20 protein-coding genes and 4 tRNA genes are annotated in these 20722 nt (G+C 63.0%); 1 reads left to right on the plus strand and 23 read right to left on the minus strand.

Annotated elements, in window-relative coordinates:
* Nucleotides 1–72 precede the first annotated feature (72 nt).
* The 18 genes from rplL to CAL11_RS24200 form a co-directional block, all read right to left on the minus strand.
* Entirely contained in the window at nt 73–456 is a 384-nt protein-coding gene (rplL, locus tag CAL11_RS24115) for a 50S ribosomal protein L7/L12 (protein WP_033465712.1), read from the minus strand.
* An 81-nt stretch (nt 457–537) separates the two neighbouring features.
* Nucleotides 538–1062, minus strand: a complete 525-nt coding sequence (gene rplJ / locus CAL11_RS24120; RefSeq protein ID WP_003806888.1) for a 50S ribosomal protein L10 — start codon at nt 1060–1062, stop codon at nt 538–540.
* Between the two features lie 243 nt (nt 1063–1305).
* Nucleotides 1306–2004, minus strand: a complete 699-nt coding sequence (rplA, locus tag CAL11_RS24125; protein ID WP_033465711.1) for a 50S ribosomal protein L1 — start codon at nt 2002–2004, stop codon at nt 1306–1308.
* 2 nt (nt 2005–2006) lie between these two features.
* On the minus strand, nt 2007–2438 hold the full coding sequence (gene rplK / locus CAL11_RS24130; protein WP_003806886.1) for a 50S ribosomal protein L11: 432 nt from the start codon (nt 2436–2438) through the stop codon (nt 2007–2009).
* Nucleotides 2439–2501: 63 nt separating this feature from the next.
* Nucleotides 2502–3035, minus strand: a complete 534-nt coding sequence (nusG, locus tag CAL11_RS24135; RefSeq protein WP_003806885.1) for a transcription termination/antitermination protein NusG — start codon at nt 3033–3035, stop codon at nt 2502–2504.
* Between the two features lie 9 nt (nt 3036–3044).
* Complete coding sequence (gene secE, locus CAL11_RS24140; RefSeq protein ID WP_068924419.1) at nt 3045–3425, minus strand: preprotein translocase subunit SecE; 381 nt, start codon at nt 3423–3425, stop codon at nt 3045–3047.
* A gap of 52 nt (nt 3426–3477) precedes the next feature.
* Nucleotides 3478–3553 (minus strand) — tRNA-Trp (locus CAL11_RS24145).
* Between the two features lie 110 nt (nt 3554–3663).
* Entirely contained in the window at nt 3664–4854 is a 1191-nt protein-coding gene (gene tuf, locus CAL11_RS24150) for an elongation factor Tu (RefSeq protein ID WP_003806883.1), read from the minus strand.
* 57 nt (nt 4855–4911) lie between these two features.
* Nucleotides 4912–4986: transfer RNA gene (locus CAL11_RS24155), tRNA-Thr, on the minus strand.
* A 6-nt stretch (nt 4987–4992) separates the two neighbouring features.
* Nucleotides 4993–5066, minus strand: a tRNA-Gly gene (locus CAL11_RS24160).
* A 188-nt stretch (nt 5067–5254) separates the two neighbouring features.
* Nucleotides 5255–5341: transfer RNA gene (locus CAL11_RS24165), tRNA-Tyr, on the minus strand.
* 106 nt (nt 5342–5447) lie between these two features.
* Nucleotides 5448–6449: an asparaginase gene (locus CAL11_RS24170; RefSeq protein ID WP_086094465.1), complete on the minus strand. Its 1002-nt coding sequence runs from the start codon at nt 6447–6449 to the stop codon at nt 5448–5450.
* Nucleotides 6442–7359 (minus strand): ParB/RepB/Spo0J family partition protein, encoded by a 918-nt coding sequence (locus CAL11_RS24175; protein WP_033465706.1) that lies wholly within the window; start codon nt 7357–7359, stop codon nt 6442–6444. Before CAL11_RS24175 ends, CAL11_RS24170 begins: the two co-directional genes overlap by 8 nt.
* Before the next feature lie 43 nt (nt 7360–7402).
* The gene (locus CAL11_RS24180; protein ID WP_033465704.1) at nt 7403–8209 is read right to left on the minus strand and encodes a GNAT family N-acetyltransferase; all 807 of its coding nucleotides are present in this window, start codon (nt 8207–8209) and stop codon (nt 7403–7405) included.
* Nucleotides 8210–8215: 6 nt separating this feature from the next.
* Nucleotides 8216–9013, minus strand: a complete 798-nt coding sequence (locus CAL11_RS24185; protein WP_003806879.1) for a ParA family protein — start codon at nt 9011–9013, stop codon at nt 8216–8218.
* A complete protein-coding gene (gene rsmG, locus CAL11_RS24190) occupies nt 9010–9702 on the minus strand; it encodes a 16S rRNA (guanine(527)-N(7))-methyltransferase RsmG (RefSeq protein WP_086094466.1) in 693 nt (230 codons plus the stop codon). Before rsmG ends, CAL11_RS24185 begins: the two co-directional genes overlap by 4 nt.
* Nucleotides 9699–11618 carry a tRNA uridine-5-carboxymethylaminomethyl(34) synthesis enzyme MnmG gene (mnmG, locus tag CAL11_RS24195; protein ID WP_033465700.1) on the minus strand — a complete coding sequence of 640 codons (1920 nt, stop codon included), beginning with the start codon at nt 11616–11618 and terminating at the stop codon, nt 9699–9701. Before mnmG ends, rsmG begins: the two co-directional genes overlap by 4 nt.
* Nucleotides 11619–13487: 1869 nt before the next feature.
* A complete protein-coding gene (locus CAL11_RS24200; RefSeq protein ID WP_003816068.1) occupies nt 13488–13694 on the minus strand; it encodes a cold-shock protein in 207 nt (68 codons plus the stop codon).
* A 398-nt stretch (nt 13695–14092) separates the two neighbouring features.
* Here CAL11_RS24200 and CAL11_RS24205 point away from each other — a divergent pair, with 398 nt between their 5' ends.
* Complete coding sequence (locus tag CAL11_RS24205) at nt 14093–15259, plus strand: pyridoxal phosphate-dependent aminotransferase (protein ID WP_033465696.1); 1167 nt, start codon at nt 14093–14095, stop codon at nt 15257–15259.
* A gap of 76 nt (nt 15260–15335) precedes the next feature.
* Here the strand turns inward: CAL11_RS24205 and CAL11_RS24210 are convergent, their stop codons facing one another.
* From CAL11_RS24210 to CAL11_RS24230, 5 genes are all read right to left on the minus strand, one after another.
* Nucleotides 15336–16859 (minus strand): tripartite tricarboxylate transporter permease, encoded by a 1524-nt coding sequence (locus tag CAL11_RS24210; protein ID WP_068927614.1) that lies wholly within the window; start codon nt 16857–16859, stop codon nt 15336–15338.
* Nucleotides 16856–17293, minus strand: coding sequence for a tripartite tricarboxylate transporter TctB family protein (locus CAL11_RS24215; RefSeq protein WP_033465692.1), 438 nt, complete (start codon nt 17291–17293; stop codon nt 16856–16858). Before CAL11_RS24215 ends, CAL11_RS24210 begins: the two co-directional genes overlap by 4 nt.
* A gap of 104 nt (nt 17294–17397) precedes the next feature.
* A complete protein-coding gene (locus CAL11_RS24220; protein WP_033465690.1) occupies nt 17398–18402 on the minus strand; it encodes a Bug family tripartite tricarboxylate transporter substrate binding protein in 1005 nt (334 codons plus the stop codon).
* A 120-nt stretch (nt 18403–18522) separates the two neighbouring features.
* Complete coding sequence (locus CAL11_RS24225; RefSeq protein ID WP_244172886.1) at nt 18523–19986, minus strand: sensor histidine kinase; 1464 nt, start codon at nt 19984–19986, stop codon at nt 18523–18525.
* A complete protein-coding gene (locus CAL11_RS24230) occupies nt 19973–20653 on the minus strand; it encodes a response regulator (protein ID WP_003816057.1) in 681 nt (226 codons plus the stop codon). The genes CAL11_RS24225 and CAL11_RS24230 overlap by 14 nt, the downstream gene beginning before the upstream one ends.
* Nucleotides 20654–20722 lie beyond the last annotated feature (69 nt).

Raw genomic sequence — 20722 nt, forward strand, 5'->3', positions numbered from 1 at the left:
GTAGGGGTTTCCTGGAAACGCAAAAGCCCGGGGACGGCTAAGAGCGCTGTCCCCGGGCGTCGACGCGAGGTCTTACTTGACTTCGACCTTGGCGCCAGCTTCTTCCAGCTTCTTCTTGGCGGCTTCGGCGTCAGCCTTGGCCAGCGCTTCCTTGACGGGCTTCGGAGCACCGTCAACCAGGTCCTTGGCTTCCTTCAGACCCAGACCGGTCAGCTCGCGCACGGCCTTGATCACGCTGACCTTGTTCGCGCCGGCTTCGAGCAGCACAACGGTGAACTCGGTCTGCTCTTCAGCAGCGGCAGCGCCAGCGCCACCAGCGGCCGGAGCGGCCACGGCCACGGCGGCGGCAGCAGCCGACACGCCAAACTTCTCTTCCATTTCCTTGATCAGCTCGGACAGCTCGAGCACGGACATGCCAGCGATGGCGTCAAGGATTTCAGCTTTGCTAAGTGCCATTTTGTTTAGAACTCCAAAATTGGGTAATGCCAGGGTTGGGTGTCGCTTTGTCGTTCAGCGAATTCCGGACACGGAGCCTGATCAGGCCGCCGCTTTCTGGTCGCGCACGGCAGCGAGGCCGCGGGCGAACTTGGTCGGAACTTCGTTGAGCGTACGCACGAATTGCGCGATCGGGGCTTGCATGGTGCCCAGCAGTTTCGAGAGCAACTCCTCGCGCGAGGGCATCGTGGCCAGGGCCTTGACGCCATCCTGGGTCAGCAGGCTGTTGGGCAGCGAGCCCGCCTTGATGACCAGCTTGTCGTTGCTTTTTGCGAAACCAGCGAGGACCTTGGCCGCGGCGACCGGATCAGCGCTGATACCATAGATCAGCGGACCGGTGAGTTGCTCGGACAGCGGCTCGAAAGCCGTGCCAGCAACCGCACGACGGACCAGCGTGTTCTTCAGAACACGCAGGTAAACGCCCGATTCACGCGCAGTTTTGCGCAGTACGGTGACAGAGGCGACGTCCAGACCACGGTACTCGGCGATAACAATCGATTGCGCCTTGGCCACTTGTGCCGAGACTTCCTCGATTACCACCGCTTTCTCTTGGCGATTGAGACTCACGGTTTGAACACTCCATCAAAAGACGCTTGGGGCGCTAGCCTTGCACGTCAACCGAATGCGGCGCCTGGTTGAGTTCTTCGGGTAAAGAAATCTTCCTGGGGACGCCGTCTACGCTGGATCCGAACTGAACCAGCTTCGGGATTAAGCATTCGCCAAAACAACCGGCTAGCGCTCCAGCGGTCTTTGACAGCAGCATCCGGACGAGTCCGGATGCGGCCCAAAGTTCTATGTGCCAGCGGCCTGTTAGTTGGCCGACAGCGAAGCAATTTCCACGCGAGCACCGCCGCCCATGGTGGACGAAACGGCCAGCTTGCGCAGGTAAATACCCTTGGCGGCGGCGGGACGGGCCTTTTGCAGGGCGTCGACCAGGGCGGCCAGGTTGGTTTGCAGTTGTTCCACGCCGAACGAGGCGCGGCCGATGGTGGCGTGAATGATGCCAGCCTTGTCGGTACGGTATTGGATCTGACCGGCCTTGGCGTTCTTCACGGCGGTGGCCACATCGGGCGTCACGGTACCGACCTTGGGGTTCGGCATCAGGCCACGGGGACCCAGCACCTGACCCAGGGCGCCCACGACGCGCATCGTGTCGGGCGAGGCGATGACCACGTCGAAGTCCATCTGGCCAGCCTTGATCTGCTCGGCCAGGTCGTCCAGGCCAACGATGTCGGCGCCGGCGGCGCGGGCGGCGTCAGCCTTTTCGCCTTGGGCGAACACGGCAACGCGCACGGTCTTGCCGGTACCGGCGGGCAGCACGACCGAACCGCGGACCAGTTGGTCCGACTTCTTGGGGTCGATGCCCAGCTGAACGGCCACGTCGATGGATTCATCGAACTTGGCGGTGGCGGTTTCCTTGACCAGGTTCAGGGCTTCGCCGACCGGATACAGCTTGGTACGGTCGATCTTCTGCGCAATGGCGGCGGCGCGCTTGGACAATTTAGCCATGATTAAACCCCCTCAACCGTGATGCCCATGCTGCGGGCGCTGCCAGCGATCGTACGGACGGCGGCGTCCAGATCGGCCGCGGTCAGGTCGGGCTGCTTGGTCTTGGCGATTTCTTCAGCCTGGGCGCGGGTCAGCGTGCCGACCTTGTCGGTATGCGGCTTGGCCGAACCCTTTTGCACGCCGGACGCCTTCTTGATGAGGACCGTCGCGGGCGGGGTCTTCATGATGAAGGTGAAGCTCTTGTCCGCGAAGGCGGTGATCACCACCGGAATCGGCAGACCGGGCTCCATGCCCTGGGTCTTGGCGTTGAACGCCTTGCAGAATTCCATGATGTTCAGGCCGCGCTGACCCAGCGCCGGGCCAATCGGGGGAGAGGGGTTTGCCTTACCAGCCGGCACTTGCAGCTTGATAAAGCCGACGATCTTCTTCGCCATGCTTTGCTCCTTGCGGGTTATATCGCCCTGCGGCTATGCGCAGAGCTCCCCGGGGTTTGAAAATCAGGTCTTTTCGACCTGGCTGAAATCGAGTTCGACGGGCGTCGCGCGACCAAAAATGGTGACCGACACACGCACCTTGCTCTTTTCGTAGTTGACTTCCTCGACGTTGCCGTTGAAGTCAGCAAACGGACCTTCCTTGACACGCACCATCTCGCCGACTTCGAACAGAATCTTGGGCCGGGGCTTCTCGACGCCCTCTTCCATCTGGTTGAGGATCTTCTCGACTTCCCGCTCGGAAATCGGCGTCGGACGGTTACCCGAACCACCCAAGAAGCCGGTGACACGGTTGGTGTTCTTGACCAAATGCCACGTTTCGTCGGTCAGATCCATTTCAACCAGGACATAACCGGGGAAAATACGGCGTTCGGTGATCGACTTCTGTCCGCCCTTGACCTCGACGACTTCTTCGGAGGGAACAAGAATGCGGCCGAAAGACGTCTGCAGCTCCGCGCGCTCGATGCGCTCGTTCAGAGCCTTTTGTACGCTTTTCTCCATGCCGGAATACACATGGACGACATACCAACGTTTACTCATGCGCCGTCCTTATTTCCAGCCCAGCAACAGGCCGTAGAGAACCCACTCGATGCCTTTATCGAGCACCCACATCAGAAGACCCATCACCGCGACGAAGGCGAAGACGATACCGGTCATCTGGATCGTCTCTTTGCGCGTGGGCCACGAGACTCGCTTGACTTCGTTGTACGACTCGCCGGCAAAGCTGAGGGTACGACGGCCGGGTTCGCTGAACCACGCAAGCAAGGCCGCGACGATCAAGCCGCCGACAAACACGCCGATACGCGCCACCATGGGCTGCGCGTCGAGCATGGAAAACCCAACGATGCCAGCAATAACGACGAGAACCGCCAACCCGAGCTTGATCCGGTCAGCGGTACTGGTAACGGTTTCTACGCTGGTATTAGACATTTTGCGACACGAGCCCGCCGTGAATGCGCAACTCGCGATACTCTCCGGCGGGTGGCAGGGGCAGTAGGAATCGAACCTACAACCTTCGGTTTTGGAGACCGACGCTCTGCCAATTGAGCTATACCCCTAAAACTTTCAAGCTACATGTGGCACCTTGCGGAACCATACATAGTACTACTTTTCCAGCAAACATGGATAGAGGGGCATCCGGCCCCTCTATCCATGGGCAAACCGCGTCTTACTTGATGATCTTGGCGACGACGCCGGCGCCGACGGTGCGACCGCCTTCACGGATGGCGAAACGCAGACCTTCTTCCATGGCGATCGGGGCCAGCAGCTTGACGGTCATCGACACGTTGTCGCCCGGCAGCACCATTTCCTTGTCCGCCGGCAGGTCGATCGTGCCGGTCACGTCCGTCGTGCGGAAGTAGAACTGCGGACGATAGCCGTTGAAGAACGGCGTGTGACGGCCACCCTCTTCCTTGGACAGAATGTACACCTCGGCCGTGAAGTCCGTGTGCGGGTTGATCGAACCCGGCTTGGCCAGCACCTGGCCACGCTCGACGTCTTCACGCTTGGTGCCGCGCAGCAGAATGCCCACGTTGTCGCCCGCCTGGCCCTGGTCCAGCAGCTTGCGGAACATTTCCACGCCCGTGCAGGTCGTCTTCACCGTCGGCTTGATGCCCACGATTTCGATTTCCTCGCCAACCTTGACCACGCCGCGCTCGATACGGCCAGTCACCACCGTGCCGCGGCCCGAGATCGAGAACACGTCTTCCACCGGCATCAGGAACGCACCGTCGACCGCGCGCTCAGGCGTCGGGATGTACGTGTCCAGCGCTTGCGCCAGCGACAGAATCGCCTGCTCGCCCAGTTCGCCCTTGTCGCCTTCCAGCGCCAGCTTGGCCGAACCCTTCACGATCGGCGTGTCATCGCCCGGGAAGTCGTACTTGCTCAGCAGTTCGCGGACTTCCATCTCCACCAGCTCGAGCAGCTCCGCGTCATCGACCATGTCCGCCTTGTTCAGGAACACGATGATGTACGGCACGCCAACCTGGCGCGACAGCAGAATGTGCTCGCGCGTCTGCGGCATCGGGCCGTCAGCGGCCGACACCACCAGGATCGCGCCGTCCATCTGCGCAGCACCCGTGATCATGTTCTTCACGTAGTCAGCGTGGCCCGGGCAGTCAACGTGCGCGTAGTGACGCGTCTCCGTCTCGTACTCAACGTGCGAGGTGTTGATCGTGATGCCACGCGCCTTTTCTTCCGGCGCCGCGTCAATCTGGTCGTAGCCGCGAGCCTCGCCGCCGAACTTGTTCGACAGCACCGTCGTGATCGCCGCCGTCAACGTCGTTTTGCCGTGGTCAACGTGACCAATCGTACCCACGTTCACGTGCGGCTTGGTACGTTCAAACTTGCCTTTTGCCATGGCTGACTCCTGACCTGGATTGAAGCTTCTGACTTGAAGAAGAACCTAGAAATTCGATGGTGCCCATGACGCGGATCGAACGCGTGACCTCTCCCTTACCAAGGGAGTGCTCTACCACTGAGCCACATGGGCAAATCTTGGAGCGGGTGAAGGGAATCGAACCCTCGTCGTAAGCTTGGAAGGCTTCTGCTCTACCATTGAGCTACACCCGCAGGCCACCCTTTCACCTTGCATCTCCTCCATATTCCCGCAGCGACAAGCCAGGACACCTGGCCTTACGTTGCAAAATCCAGGCCGAACCGCACCTGGATTTTGTCTTGCCGAGCCTGGATCTGGTACGGGCGCCCTGCTTTCGCAAAGCGCCGATCCTGGCGTCATACTGGACCGGAACATGGGTCTCTGGTGGAGGAGGTTGGATTCGAACCAACGTAGGCGCAAGGCCAACAGATTTACAGTCTGCCCCCTTTAACCACTCGGGCACTCCTCCAGCGGAGAATTTGAGATTATGAACACATTCAAATTGAATGTCAAATTGGGGCGTTGAAACGGAATTCGCGCTCCGGCCGCCGGCGGGGCCGGCACGCCGCCCGGCTTCAGCGGCTGTCGAACAACGCCTGCAGGCGCGCGGTATCGCGGGTCTGGCACAGGCCCAGGGTAAGCAGCACGCGGGCCTTCTGGGGGCTGAGGTCGCCAGCGGCGATGAACCCGCCGGCATCGTCGTCGATTTCGATATTGCGCCCCACCCTGCCCGAGCCGGTGCGCGATGCGCGCACGACCGCGACACCCTGCGCGCTGGCGCGCTCCAGGGCCCGCAGGGCCGCGTCGGTGGCGTTGCCGTCGCCCACGCCGGCCAGCACGATGCCCTCGGCACGCCCGGCCATGAAATCAATGAGCTCGCCGTCGAGATCGACGCAAGCATGCACGATGTCGACTCGCGGCCAGGCCTGCCGCGGCAATTCGCCCGGCCGGAGCAGCGCGTCGCCGGCCACGCGCTCGGCGCGGGCGTGAAACACCGGCCGGCCGCCCTGCATGACGCCGGCCCGGCCCGTATTGGGCGAAGCGAACGCGGCGATGCCCGAGGCGGCTATTTTCTGCACCTGGCGGGCCAGGTGGATATCTTCGTTCATCACGACCAGGGGCCCGCGGCCGCGCGCGGCCGGATGGCAGGCCAAGGCCACCGCGTTATACAGATTGGCCGGCCCGTCTGCGCTCAACGCGGTGGCCGGGCGCATGGCGCCCAGCAGTACCACCGGTTTATCCACAGGCAATACCAGGCTGAGGAAATAAGCGGTCTCTTCCAGCGTATCGGTGCCATGGGTGATGACGATGCCGTCGATGGCGGGGTCGTCGCACAGCGCCGCGGCGCGCAGCGCCAGCTGCCGCCAGACGGCATGGCTCATGTTCTGACTGCCGACGTTGGCGATCTGCTCGGCGTCGATGCGCGCCAGGCCGGCCAGTTGAGGCACGGCCGCCAGCAATTGCCCGACGCCATACGAGCCGGCTCGATAGGCGCCGCTGGTCGCGTCGGTTTGCGCGCCGGCAATGGTGCCGCCGGTCGCCAGGACGGCAATCCGCGGCGGCCGGGCCTCAGGCATCCAGGACCCCGGACAGGCCCTGGCGCTCGAGCAGCGAATTCAGATGTTCCCAGCCATGGAAGTCGATCACGATCTGGCCTTTTTCACGCGCTCCGACCTTCAGCGCAACGCGGGTGCCGAGATGATCCGACAGCGCTTCCTCGAGCCGCGTGACATCGCGCGAAGCACCATTGCCCTTCTTGCGCGGCGCGGCGTCGACTTCTTTCTGCGCCCGCGCGACCAGCTTCTCGGCCTCGCGCACCGACAGGCGCTTGGCGATGACCTGGTTGGCCAGCTGGATCTGCGTGGCGGCATCGACTGCCAGCAAGGCGCGGGCATGGCCCATGTCGACATCGCCCGCCAGCAGCATGGTCTGCACCGGCGCGGCCAAGTTGAGCAGGCGCAGCAGGTTGCTGGTGGCCGAACGCGAGCGGCCTATGGCCTGGGCGGCCTGCTCGTGCGTCAGTCCGAACTCGTCGAGCAGGCGACGAACGCCGTGCGCCTCTTCGAGGGGGTTGAGATCCTCGCGCTGGATGTTCTCGATCAGCGCCATGACCGCGGCGTTCTCGTCGGCGACTTCGCGCACGAGAACCGGCACCTCTTTCAGGCCGGCCAGCTGCGCGGCGCGAAAGCGCCGTTCGCCGGCGATGATTTCGTACTGACCTGGCGCGTCGGCGCCCAGCGCGCGCACCAGGATGGGCTGCATGATGCCCTGGGTACGGATGGACTCGGCCAGCTCATTGAGCGCGCCTTCGTCCATACGCGTGCGCGGCTGGTACTTGCCGGCGCGCATCTTGGACACAGGCAGCGTGGCCGGCGGTCCTTCCGGCGCGGCCGCGGGGGCCTTGCCGATGTTGTCGATGGCGGGCACGTCAGCGCCCAGCAAGGCATCCAGTCCTCGACCCAAGCCCTTGGGTTTCTTGGTAGCCATAGCGAATAAATCCTCTTCCCTTCAGCAGTTGACCGTTGACCGCTCAAACGGGTGTTGCTTCGGACATTGAACGATACCAATACGTGTAGCGATCCACGAAGCCGAAACGCGCATACAAGGCTCGGGCGGCCGTGTTCTGCGGCTCGACCTGCAGGTACGCCTGGCGCGCGCCGGCGTGGCTGGCCTGCTCCAGCAAATACTTCAGCACCGCCGCGCCGCAACCCTGGCGGCGCCGCGATGGCGCGGTAACGATATCGAACAGCCCGACCAGCCCGGCATCGAATGCCGCCAGCCCTGCCGCGATACATTCGCCGCCAGCGTCACGCACCAGCAGCGGCACGTTTTCCAACGGCGCCGCCTCCAGGCGCGCCGCGTGTTCGGCCATGGCCGCATCGTCGTGGCCACGCAGGCGCCCTGCTTCCCGGGCGAAGCGCGCCGGCGTTGTCCGCTCGAACACCAGCCCGGGCGGCGCTTGCGCCGTGACCGGCACGACGGGCGCCGCCATGACGCAGGTATGGTCGAACGCAACGAACCCGCGCTCATGCAGTTGTGCATCCAGGGAAAAATCGGGGCCGATGGACGTCAACCGCACGATCAGCGGCACCCCGTGGCGCGCATACCACCGGGTACAGTACGCCAGCCGCTCATCGAGCGGACGTGTGGATAACCCGAGTACATTGACACAACGCGCGCGCTTGGCCCGCGCAGGCGCCCAACGCACCAGCCAGCCTTCGTAGAGCATCTGCTCGCGAACCGTCGTGGCGTTGAGCGCCGCCTCTTCCAGGCGCGCCAGCCCGCCGCCCGCTGCGGGGATGGGTTGAGCGTCCGGAACGGCAAGCACAGCTGGCATCGAGGTTCAATCCAGCTCTTTGACGCGTTCTATCATTTCCGCACCAAATGCAATATAGGCCTGCGCGCCGCGCGACGCGCGGTCATATACCACGCCCGGCATGCCATAGCTGGGCGCCTCGGCCAGCCGCACATTGCGCGGCACCACCGTGGTGAACACCTTGTCGCCGAAGTGCGATTCGAGCTGGGCCGACACCTGCTGCTGCAGGGTCATGCGCGGATCGAACATCACGCGCAACAAACCGATGACACGGAGTTCGTTGTTGATATTGCGGTGCACGCGCTTGATGGTGTTGACCAGGTCGGACAGGCCTTCGAGCGCAAAGTACTCGCACTGCATCGGAATGATGACGCCGTGCGCGGCGGCCAACCCGTTAAGGGTAAGCAGCGACAGCGTGGGCGGGCAATCGATCAGCACGAAGTCGTATTCGCCGGCGATCTTGTCGATGGCGGCCTTGAGCTGGCGCTCGCGCTCGTCCATCTGCACCAGGTCGATCTCGGCGCCGGACAGCTCGCGGTTGGCCGGCAATACGTCGTAGCCGCCGGACTCCGAACGCACGCGCGTCTGTTCGATACCGGCCTCGCCGATGAGCACCTGGTACAGGTTGGATTCCAGCGTGCTCTTGTCGATGCCGCTGCCCATGGTGGCATTGCCCTGCGGATCGAGATCGACCAGCAGCACCCGCTGCTTGTGCGTAGCCAGGCCAGCCGCGAGGTTGATGGCGGTGGTGGTCTTGCCGACGCCGCCCTTTTGATTGGCGATGCAGAACACGCGGGCGGACTTGCTGGGCGGTATGTTTTTCATATGTTTCCTTGACTGCGTCGCATCCATATTAGGCAGCGTTGCGCGTCGAGTTCCGGCACCACCAGCGGTTCGATCCGTTCGACCGTCCAGTGGCCGTGTTGCTGTAACGCCTGGATTTCGTCATCGGGCACCTTGCCCTTCATGGCGACGAGGGTACCACCCTCGCGCACGTGGCGGCCGGCCAGCGCGGCGAAGTCCTGTAACGAAGCGAACGCGCGCGAGATCACCACCTCGCATTGCGCCGGTTCGAGCTGTTCGATGCGGGAGTGCGCGGCCTGCAGATTGGGCACCCCGAGGGCGCCGGCCATCTGCCGCACGAATGCGGTTTTCTTCTCGACCGCGTCCACGCAGGTGACGTCCCAGTGGGCGCGCATGATGGCCAGCACCACGCCGGGCAGGCCACCGCCGGAACCGACGTCGAACAGCTTGACGCGCGCGCCCGGCTCGGCGGCGCGCAGGCCACGCTCCAGCGGCGCCACGACCGACAGGCTATCGAACAGGTGCTGCACGAGCATCTGCCCCGGATCCCGGATGGCGGTCAGGTTGTACGTGCGGTTCCAGCGCTGCATCTGCTCGACATAGCGCAGCAGCTTCTGCTGCTGGCCGGCGTCGGCCGGCAATCCCAGCGCATCGCAAGCCTGGGCCAGCCGCTGCGCGGGGCCGCCGGGGATATCTGGAACGGCGCTCATGCCGCTTGCTTGCGCGAGCCGTAATGCAGGCGCTTGAGATGGATCAGCAACAGGGAAATGGCGGCCGGCGTCACCCCGGAGACGCGCGCGGCCTGCCCTATGGTCTCGGGCCGATGCGTCTTCAGCTTCTGGCGCACCTCGAACGACAGACTGGTCACGGCGTCGTAATCGATGTCCGCGGGGATAGGCTGCTGCTCATGCGAAAGGTGCTTCTGCACTTCATCTTGCTGGCGTGCGATATAGCCGGCGTACTTGACCTGGATCTCGACCTGCTCGGCCAGCACTTCGTCCTCGAGCACGCCAGGGCCAGCCAGCAACTCGCCCTCGTCGGTACGGGCCTGCATCAACGCCTCATAGGACACATTGGGTCGTTTCAGCAGATCTGATAGTGAGTACTCACGCTCAATTGCCTTGCCGAGCAAGGCTTCGGCGGCGTGCGCCGGCAGGACGCGCGGGTTCACCCAGGTGGATTTGAGCCGTTCGACTTCCTGGGCGACGGCATCGCGCTTGCGACTGAAGGCATCCCAACGCACATCGTCCACCAGCCCGAGCCGGCGGCCGATTTCGGTCAGGCGCAGATCGGCGTTGTCTTCGCGCAGGCTGAGGCGATATTCCGCACGGGACGTGAACATGCGATAAGGCTCGGTCACGCCACGCGTGACCAGGTCATCGACCAACACGCCGAGATACGCTTCATCGCGACGCGGGACCCAAGGCTCTTTTCCTTGTGCCTGCAGGGCGGCATTGGCGCCGGCCAGCAGGCCTTGAGCAGCCGCCTCTTCGTAGCCGGTCGTGCCGTTTATCTGGCCAGCGAAGAACAGTCCGGAAATCGCCTTGGTCTCCAGGGTGGACTTCAGGGCACGCGGGTCGAAATAGTCATACTCGATGGCGTAGCCCGGCCGCAGGATGTGCGCGTTTTCCAGTCCGGGCAGGGAATGGATCAACTCGTACTGCACGTCGAACGGCAGGCTGGTGGAGACACCGTTGGGATAGATCTCATGGGTGTTCAGGCCCTCCGGCTCCAGGAATACCTGGTGCGACGCCTTGTCCGCAAAGCGATGGATCTTGTCCTCGATGGACGGGCAGTAACGCGGCCCGACTCCTTCGATGACCCCGCTGTACATGGGTGAACGGTCCAGGCCGCCGCGGATGATGTCGTGCGTGCGGGCATTGGTGTGCGTGATCCAGCAAGGCAGCTGGCGCGGGTGCATGGATGCCTTGCCCAGGAACGAGAAGACCGGCACGGGATCAAGATCGCCCGGCTGCTCTTCCAGCACGCTGTAGTCGATGCTGCGGCCGTCGATACGCGGAGGCGTGCCGGTCTTCAGGCGGCCCTGCGGCAACTGCAGCTCCTTGAGCCGCTGGCCCAGGGAGTTGGCGGGAGGATCCCCGGCCCGACCCCCGGAATAGTTCTGCAGGCCCACGTGAATCAGGCCGTTGAGGAAGGTACCAGCCGTCAACACCACGGTACGGGCACGAAATCGCAACCCGATCTGCGTAACGGCGCCCACGATCCGGTCGCCCTGCACCATGAGGTCGTCAACCGCCTGCTGGAACAGCCAAAGATTGGGCTGGTTCTCAAGGCGCGCACGTATAGCATTGCGGTACAGCACCCGGTCTGCTTGGGCGCGCGTTGCGCGCACTGCCGGCCCCTTGGAACTGTTGAGAATACGGAATTGGATACCTGCCTCGTCGGTGGCGATAGCCATCGCGCCACCCAGTGCATCGACTTCCTTGACCAAATGGCCCTTGCCTATCCCCCCGATGGAGGGGTTGCAGGACATCTGACCCAGGGTTTCGATATTGTGGGTAAGCAGCAATGTCTGTGCGCCGGTACGGGCTGCAGCCAGGGCTGCTTCCGTGCCAGCGTGACCGCCACCAACGACGATCACATCAAATTCGCGGGGAAAATCCATGATGAGGAGAGATGAAAGAGCGTTCCGCAGCCATTATAGTGGCACCCCGTTGGACGTTTCACGTGAAACATCGTAAGCCCGACAATCCATGCGTTCTATGCGGCTTATGCACCACGGCGCCGCTCAAGAAAGCTGGGCTGAGGCAATGTTTCACGTGAAACATGAACTCTTGTTCCGACCCCAATACTGCGGAAAGATGTTCCACGTGAAACAACATGCTTAGGCCCAGCATTGCCTCGGCCTCGTTCACATCACAAGCACAATGTTCCACGTGAAACAACGCCGACATCAGCGGTTTGACTCTCCACCCTAGGCAATGAAAACGACGATGTTTTCACCCCTACCCTACCCCTAGGCCAAAACAATCGCTGTTTTATCCTCCAGCCGCCAAGCCAGAACCAATACACGCTGCCTTTCCTTCCCCGGTTCCGCGAGTCGGGTCTCCCGTTTGGCTTGGCCACGTATCCTGCCGTGCACTGAGTACATCGACATGGCGGCCCACGCTACGACTGCGTTGCCGGGATGCATACGATGCCCCGTTTCGCTCCTTGGCAGATCGGGGGAAAGTTGGCGCGCTTTGATCACCACGCACAGGGCATGAGCCCACGCTTGACGGATGGCCCGCCGATGGAGCGACTTGCGAGCGCGGTGAGCAAGCTGCATGCCTACTGCCGGACGCGGGTCGCGGACACCAATTCGAGAACTCACGAGTCGGCCGGACCAGCGGCAGTGGCGAAGTCGACCAGGAACTGTATGAATACGCGCCCGACTCGGTCATGACGGTGCAGTTCGAGGCGGCGCTCCCTGCACGGCGCTGCACGGCAGCCCGGCGTACCCGTGACGCGTCGAATGGGTGTCAAGGCAGAACCGAAGGGTGGCCGGTCACGCGCCCGGAAGTATGCCGGCAAACGGCATAGCCACAGGATTCCTCCGATGGCAATTTTGGTTTCACGTGAAACATCGCGACTCAATAGCGCTAATACCCTCTGGGCGGAAATATAAGACCGGTGTCTCGCCCGGGCCTACCCCCTATTGCGCAGGGGAAACACTACCATCCAACGGCTTAATACTTTCGGCTAGCATGCCGCCAGAGACTGGCAACATCGAGGAAACATTCATACGCGGGCACGGAAATTTGTACGGGTTGGAACATAGCCTTATCCACCGCTCCCTGTGGACAACCAGGAGGCGGCGCATCGGGATCCGCGCACAATTGCGAAGCCGCCGTTTCGGGTCGCACCCACATACGTGATCGCTGCAGCGAAGCCGGGGCCCCGCCAGCCATGCCGCAGGGCAGCCATGGCGTCTTTGCGAAACCGCACCGAATTGGGGATCAATCCCCAGAAGTATCCACAGATTTTTCGAGCGGGATTATCCCCGGAATATGTCTCGATACGGGCAAAAAAATTGGGGATATCTTTGTGAACAAATCGGGCCCGACCCGTAATGACGGCCGGTCCAAAGTTGCCGAAATGCCTGGTCAGGATCCGCGCCAGAAATCCCGGCATGCCTATCTCATGGCGTAACACCACGGATTTACAGGAGATTTTCCCTGGGAAGCGTGGATCAACGGAAGAACCTGTACGGGGCGACGCCCGCCATCGTCTCATCGGCGGCGCCAAATAACGATGTCATCCGCTGTGTAAAACTCCAGCACCATGCACGAAGCCGGTGTGCGAAAACTTGTCCACCGCCGGTGACGGGCCGAGGCTTATCCACAAAGTTATCCAAGCCCGCGGTGATGTTAGTAAGCGCTAACTGTATGCCGCGTGGCGCCGGCAAAAGCAACAACGCCCCAGAAGCAATGTTTCTGGGGCGTTGTAACCAGGCGCTTGGGCCTGGTATGCGGGAAAAACGGGATTTCCCGATTCAGAGCGGGCGAATTTCGGCCGCTTGAGGTCCTTTCGGACCATCCTTCACTTCGAACTCGACTTCCTGACCTTCGTTCAGGCTGCGATAACCGCGGCCTTGAATCGCCGAGAAATGTGCGAATACGTCAGTACCGCCGCTGTCCGGAGTGATGAATCCATAACCCTTGTCGGCGTTGAACCACTTGACCTTGCCCTTTTGAGCCATTTTTTATAGCGTCCTGATATCGAAAAAAAGAAATGCAAATGAATCAAGGACGCTGACCAACTGACCAACCGGCGGGCACACGCACCCGCTTTAACGTTGCGTTTGTGGCTTGCCGTCTACAAGTAACCGGGTTTGCGCACTGCTTGAATCAACTGCAGGATCAGCATACTCATCGCCTCCGACGCGAACAAATAGTTGTTTACCCCTATGTGGCTTTTTTTTCACTTGTCTCACAAGTAACCGAAACTGCCATGGCGGCTTCGCAAACGACCGCGGCTACCGGTCCCATCGCCAAGCACCGCACGCCCGCGCCGGCGGCGCTCCGAAGAACGTGATGAAGTTAGTGGGATACTTACGAGCAACGCATTCCCTTGCTTAGCCACACTCCTACCATCGCCATGATCCGATCCAAGCTGCCCGACGTCGGCACCACGATTTTCACTGTCATGAGCCGGCTCGCCATCGAGCACAAGGCCATCAACCTGGGCCAGGGTTTCCCGGATTTCGATCCCGACCCCGAACTGTGCGCCCTGGTCGGCAAGGCCATGGCCGCCGGGCACAACCAGTATCCCTACATGCCTGGCGTAGCGCCATTGCGCGAGGCCATCGCCGCCAAGGTCCAGGCCCTCTACGGCCATGCCTACGATCCGGAAACCGAAATCACCGTAACCAGCGGCGCCACGGAAGCGTTGATGGCCACCGTATTGGCTGCCGTGGGCCCTGGCGACGAAGTCGTGGTGATAGAACCCTGCTACGACTCGTACCTGCCGGCGATACGTCTGGCCGGCGGCACCGCCGTGCCCGTGCCCTTGCGCGCTCCCACCCGCGACGATCCGTACTACCGCATCGACTGGCAGCGCGTGCGCGACGCCATTGGCGCGCGCACGCGCCTGCTGATGCTGAATTTCCCGCACAACCCGACCGGCGCGGTACTCGACGAAAGCGATCTGGACGCGCTGGAATCCATCGTGCGCGATACGGGCGTGCTGTTGCTGTCCGATGAGGTATACGAACACATCGTGTTCGACGGCAAGCCGCACGCCAGCCTGTCGCGCCGCCCTCTGCTGGCCGAACACGCGTTTGTCATCTCGTCTTTCGGCAAGACGTATCACGCCACCGGCTGGAAAGTAGGCTATTGCTGCGCCCCGCGCCAACTCAGCGCCGAGCTGCGCAAGGTCCACCAGTTCATGGTGTTCACCGTATCCTCGCCGATGCAATTCGCGCTGGCCGAGTACATGGCCAATCCCAGGCCCTACCTGGAGCTGCCTGCGTTCTACCAGGCCAAGCGGGATCGCCTCGCGGCGGGCCTGGCCAACACGCGTTTTCGCCCCCTGCCCAGCCCCGGCACGTTCTTCATGCTGGCCGACTACAGCGAGATCGCCAAGCATGCGGAAGCCGATTTTGCGCGCCATCTCACCATCGACCATGGCGTAACCGTGATTCCGGTATCGGCGTTCTACCAGAACCCCGCCGCGCCCGAATCCAACCACCACCTGGTGCGCTTCTGCTTCGCCAAGCAGGACGCGACGCTGGACGCCGCGATCGACCGCCTGGCCCACGTCTGAGCACGCGCGCAGCACAGCCCGCGCCCAAGAAAAATGCCGCGGTATCCACCGCGGCATTTTTCAATCGGGCAATCGACTACGACTGAAGGGCTTGCCTGCGGCGCGCGCTCAGGCGACGCATCAATTGCGGGATGATCACCACCGCGGCGGCCGCGATCCACAGGCCTATCGACACCGGGCTGGAGTACAGCACAACGGGATCGCCATTGGTGATGGACAGCGCGCGGCGCAGGTTCTGTTCCATCATGTCGCCCAGCACCACGCCCAGCACCAGCGGCGCCATCGGTACGCCGAACTTGCGCAGGAAATAGCCCAGCGCGCCTATGCCCACCACCATCAACAGGTCGAACGTACCCGCATTGATCGCGTAGACGCCGATGTAGCTGATGCACAGGATGCCGGGCACCATCATCCACGCCGGCACGGCCAGCACCTTCGAGAACACGCGCACCATCGGCACGTTCATGATGAACAGCAGGACGTTGGCGATGAACAGCGAAGCGATCAGGCCCCACACCAGTTCGGGCTTGCTGTCGAACAGCACCGGACCCGGCGTGATGTTGTAGAGCGTCAACGCGCCCATCATCACGGCGGTGGTGCCCGAACCCGGCACGCCCAGCGTCAGCATGGGCACGAAAGAGCCGATCGCCGACGCGGTGGCGGCCGACTCCGGCGCCACCAGACCGCGCATGTCGCCCTTGCCGAACTTGGCGTTGGGATCCTTGCTTTCGATGATGCGCTTTTCCTGCGAATAAGCGACGGCCGCCGCCACGCTGGCGCCGGCACCGGGCAGCACGCCCACGCCGAAGCCCACCAGCGAACTGCGCACCACGCTCCACCACGTGAACGCCAATTCTTTAAGGTTGAACAGTTTCCGGCCGCTCGGCTTGACCTCGATACTGTGCCCGGCCACGACCTTCTCCAGCATCTCCAGCATCTCGCTGACGGCAAACAGCGCGATCACCACGACGACGAAATCAATACCGTCGGACAGGTGCACCGAATCGAAGGTATAGCGGTATACGCCCGAGTTCGAATCGACCCCGACCACCGAAATGCCCAGCCCTATCATCGCCGCCAGCACGCCCTTGACCGGCTGCTTGCCCAGCAAGCTGGTCAGGCAGCAGAACGCGAACACCATCAGCACGAAATATTCGGCCGGCCCGAATGCGAGCGCCCACTTGGCCAGCAGCGGCGCCAGCAGGATGATGCCCGTCACCGAGACGATGGCCCCGAAGAAGGCCGACCACGCCGACAGCGACAGCGCGACGTTGGCCAGGCCCTGGCGCGCCAGCGGATAGCCATCCAGCGTGGTCATGATGGCGCTGGCCTCGCCCGGCACGTTGAGCAGGATCGACGTGATGCGCCCGCCATATTCGGCGCCCACGTACACCGCCGCAAGCAGGATGAGCGCCGTTTCGGGCGGCAGGTTCATCGCGAATGCGATCGGAATCAGCATGGCCACGCCGTTGATCGGGCCGAGCCCGGGCAACACGCCCACCATGGTTCCGAAGAACGAGCCGATGGCCGCGACCAGTACGTTGGTCAGCGAAAAGGCGACGCCGAAACCGATGGCAAGATGATCGAGAATGCCGCTCATAGCAGACCCTCCAGCAACCCGGCCGGCAACACCACGTCCAGGACTTTGTCGAACAACAGGAAGAACAATGTGCCCATGATCAGGCCACCGATGGCGCACTTGATCCAGTTGCCGCCGAACAGGCGGCCGACAGCGACGGTCATCAGCGCCGTGGCGATGACAAACCCCAGCCACTGGAACAGGAACGCATAGGCGGCCGCGTATGCCACCATCAGGGCGATGCGCGCGTTGGCGCCGGCGGAGTTGGTCTCGACCTGGTGGCCGCCCTTGTAGACCAGACGCAGGCCGCACAAGCCGATGATCAGTGCGACAAGCATCGGAAATGCGCGCGGTCCCACCGGTTCGTAGGCAAACGGCGCTTCGATGTCCCAGCCCGCCCATGTCATGAAGGCGGCCAGGATCAGGGCGAATACGCCCAACATTCGATCATTCATGATCCCGTATCCAATTCGAGAACACGGCGCGGACCGCCCCGACTGCGTGCGCACCGTAGGGAAGATGCGCGGCGGCGGCGCTTGCCGCCGGCCACGCGATCGGTTTACTTCTTGATGAGGCCGAAGCTGTCGGCCAGCTCGGCGTAGTTCTTGACCTGCTGCTTGACGTAGTCGTCCAGGTCCTTGCCGGTCTTGCTGAACGGGAACAGGCCTTGCTGTTCACGCAGCTTGGCGTATTCGGGCGAATTCATCGTCTTGTCGAACGCGTCGACCCAGAACTGGTAATCCTTGTCGGAGACCTTGGGGCCTACGTAGAAGCCGCGGATGATCGGCCATACGATGTCATAGCCTTGCTCCTTGGCCGTCGGCACGGAGTTCAGCTTGCCCGGCAGGCGCTCGCTGTTGAAGACCGCCAGCACACGGATCGGCGCGCCGCCTTCGAGCATGGTGAAAGCCTCGGCGGCGTCACCCATGTAGGCCTGGATGTGCCCGCCGCGCAACGCCGTCACTGCCTCGCCACCGCCTTCGAACGCGACGAAGCGCATTTTCTTGAAATCGACGCCGGCCGCCTTGGCCGTCAGCGCCGCTTTCATCCAGTCCTGGCTGCCCACGGTGCCGCCGGCGCCCAGCACGATCTTGGTGGGATCCTGCTTGAAGGCCTCCATCAGGCCCTTGAGGTCGGTATAGGGCGAATCGTTGCGCACCACCGCCACGCCGTAGTCGGCTCCGATGCCGGCCAGCCAGCGCACGTCGTCGACCGAATACTTGCCGAACTTGCCTTGCGCCAGGTTGAGCAGCGAACCGCCCGAAAAGGCGACGATGGTGCCGGCCTCGCCCGGATGCTGGGCCACGATGTTGTTGTAGGCCACGGCGCCAATGCCGCCGGGCATGTAGACGATGCGCATGGGCGCCTTGAGCGCGCCCGATTGCTTCAGGCCTTCGGTAGCCAGCCGGCAGGTCAGGTCGAAGCCGCCGCCGGGCTGGGCCGGCGCAATACATTCGGGCCGACGCGGTTCGTCGCCGGCCGCGTGGGCGGCGTTGCCAATGAACAGGGCGCACAGGCCGGCCAGGGCGGCGGCAGTCGCGCGGAATTTCGCCAGGGTATGCATCGATGCTGTCTCCGAGATCGTTGTTGGCATGTCATGCGGACATGGCTGGCCATGGAACGATCGCGCGGATCGGAGGCCAACGGATGAGCACCGTACCCAACCGTGGCTTTCCGGAACCTTTCAGATCACCGCAATTTCGTGCGGCAGCGCAGCATTTCCCTTGAAACCTAGGGAAAACACCAATGCCGCGCGCAAACCCGGCTGCGGCTGGCGGTTTTCCAGCACCAGCCGGCCGTCGTGGATTTCGATGATGGTCCGCACAATGGCCAGCCCCAGGCCCGCCCCCGACTTGTTCTTGCCGGCCGCGCCACGGCGAAACCGCACGCTGGCGCGCGCGATGTCCTCGGCCGACATGCCGGGCCCATTGTCCTCCACGGCCAGCCAGGCATGGCCATCCTCGGCGTGGACCTTGACCGTGACTTCGCTGCCGGGCGCCGTGTACCGGATGGCGTTGTCGACCAGATTGCTCAGCGCCTCGCGCAACAGCCACTCGACGGCCTGTACCCGGACCGGCGCGCCCTGCACGTCCAGCCCCAGGTCCAGTTGCCTGGCCCGCGCCGCCGGCAGCAAGGCCCGGATGACGCCGTCGGCCAGTTCGGCCAGGTCGACCGTTTCCAGCGGCAGGCCGCCTTCGGCCAGCGAGGCGTCCTTGGCGCGCGCCAGCGCGAGCATTTGGTTGGTGGTGCGTACCGCCCTGTCCAGGCCGTCCTGCATCGCCAGGAGGGCTGTACGGACCTCCTGGGGGTCCGTTTCACGCAGGGCATAGGCCGTCTGGGTCCGCAACACCGACAGCGGCGTGCGCAATTGATGCGACGCATCGTCGAGGAACTGCCGCTGCACCCTCGCCAAGGCCGTAAATCGGGCCATATGGAGGTTTACGGCGTGAATGAGGGGTTGGACCTCACCAGGCATCTCCGACGCGCTCACGGGGCTCAGATCGTCCGCAGAACGGCTTGCCACTTCCTCGCGCAACCGTTCGAGCGGCCGCAGCGCCATGAAAACGCTCCAGATGACCACCAACACGCTGATCATCACCACCGCCAGATCGCGTTCCACCGAGCGCACGAGCGCCCGATGCAGGAAGTCCTGCCGGGTTTCCAGGCTTTCGGCGACCTGGACGATTATACGTCCCCCTTTATCGTTGTAGAGCGGGGGATCCATCGGCCGCGCCAGCGCCGCCACCCGTACCGGCTGGCCCAGGTACTCGGCGTAGAAAAACTGCGGTTGGCCGGAAACCAACGGTTGCGGCGGCAGCGGCAGCTGGGGGTTGCCGATCTCGGCCAGGCCGTCTTCGGTGGCCACCCGGTAGTACACGTTACCGTTGGCGGTCAGCTCGAAGAACTCCAGCATCAGGTAAGGCTGTTCCAGCGAGAGCCCTCCGCTGGCTGTGGATATGTTGTGGTCGATGGATCGCAGCGCTCCGGAAAGCGAGCGGTCGTAGGCAATATCGACCTGATTGCGCAATTGCTGATTGGACAGCCACAGCGCCCCCGTCATGACGAAAACCAGCGCGGGAATCAGCCACCACAGCAACACGGTCTTCAGCGTGCGATGGCGGGGTTTTTCCTGCCTACGGGTTGTCAACAGCGTTCTCCAGGCAATAGCCCATGCCGCGCATGGTGACGATCTGTACGCCGGTGTCGGCCAGTTTCTTGCGCAGCCGATGGACCAGGACCTCGATGGCCTCCAGGTTGACATCGCTGTCGCTGGACTGGATGCGATCGAGGATCTGCTGCTTGTTCAAGGGTTCGCCGCTGCGCTGGATCAGGGCGCGCAGCACAGCATGTTCCCTCGGCGACAGCGCCAGGGGCTGTCCTTTGACGGTGAATCGCTGCGAGGCGGTGTCCAGCGCCAGGTCGCCCAGCGTCAAGCGGGGATGTTCCCGTCCGCGGCTGCGGCGGATCAGTGCGGTCAGGCGGGCTTCGAGTTCTTCCAGCACGAACGGCTTGGGCAGGAAGTCGTCGGCGCCTTGATGCAGGGTGCCCACTCTTTCGGCCAGCGAATCGCGTGCGGTCAGTACCAGCACCGGCGTACGGTCGTCGCGGGCGCGGATCCGGGTCAACAACGTATGGCCGTCCATGCCTGGCAGGCCAAGGTCCAGGATGATGGCATCGAACTCTTCGACGGCCAGGCGGCGTTCGGCCAGCAGGCCGTCATCTGCCCATTCGACCACGAACCCGGCGTGGCGGGCAAGGCTGCGTGACAGCCAACGGGCGAGCTCGGCTTCGTCTTCGATCAACAGAATGCGCATGGCTGGATTTTGCAGCGCGAGTGGCTGGCGGCTGGCATGTTTGATGTTTTTCCTTATAGTGTTCTTTAT

The organism is Bordetella genomosp. 6, from assembly GCF_002119705.1.
Taxonomy (GTDB): domain Bacteria; phylum Pseudomonadota; class Gammaproteobacteria; order Burkholderiales; family Burkholderiaceae_B; genus Bordetella; species Bordetella bronchiseptica_F.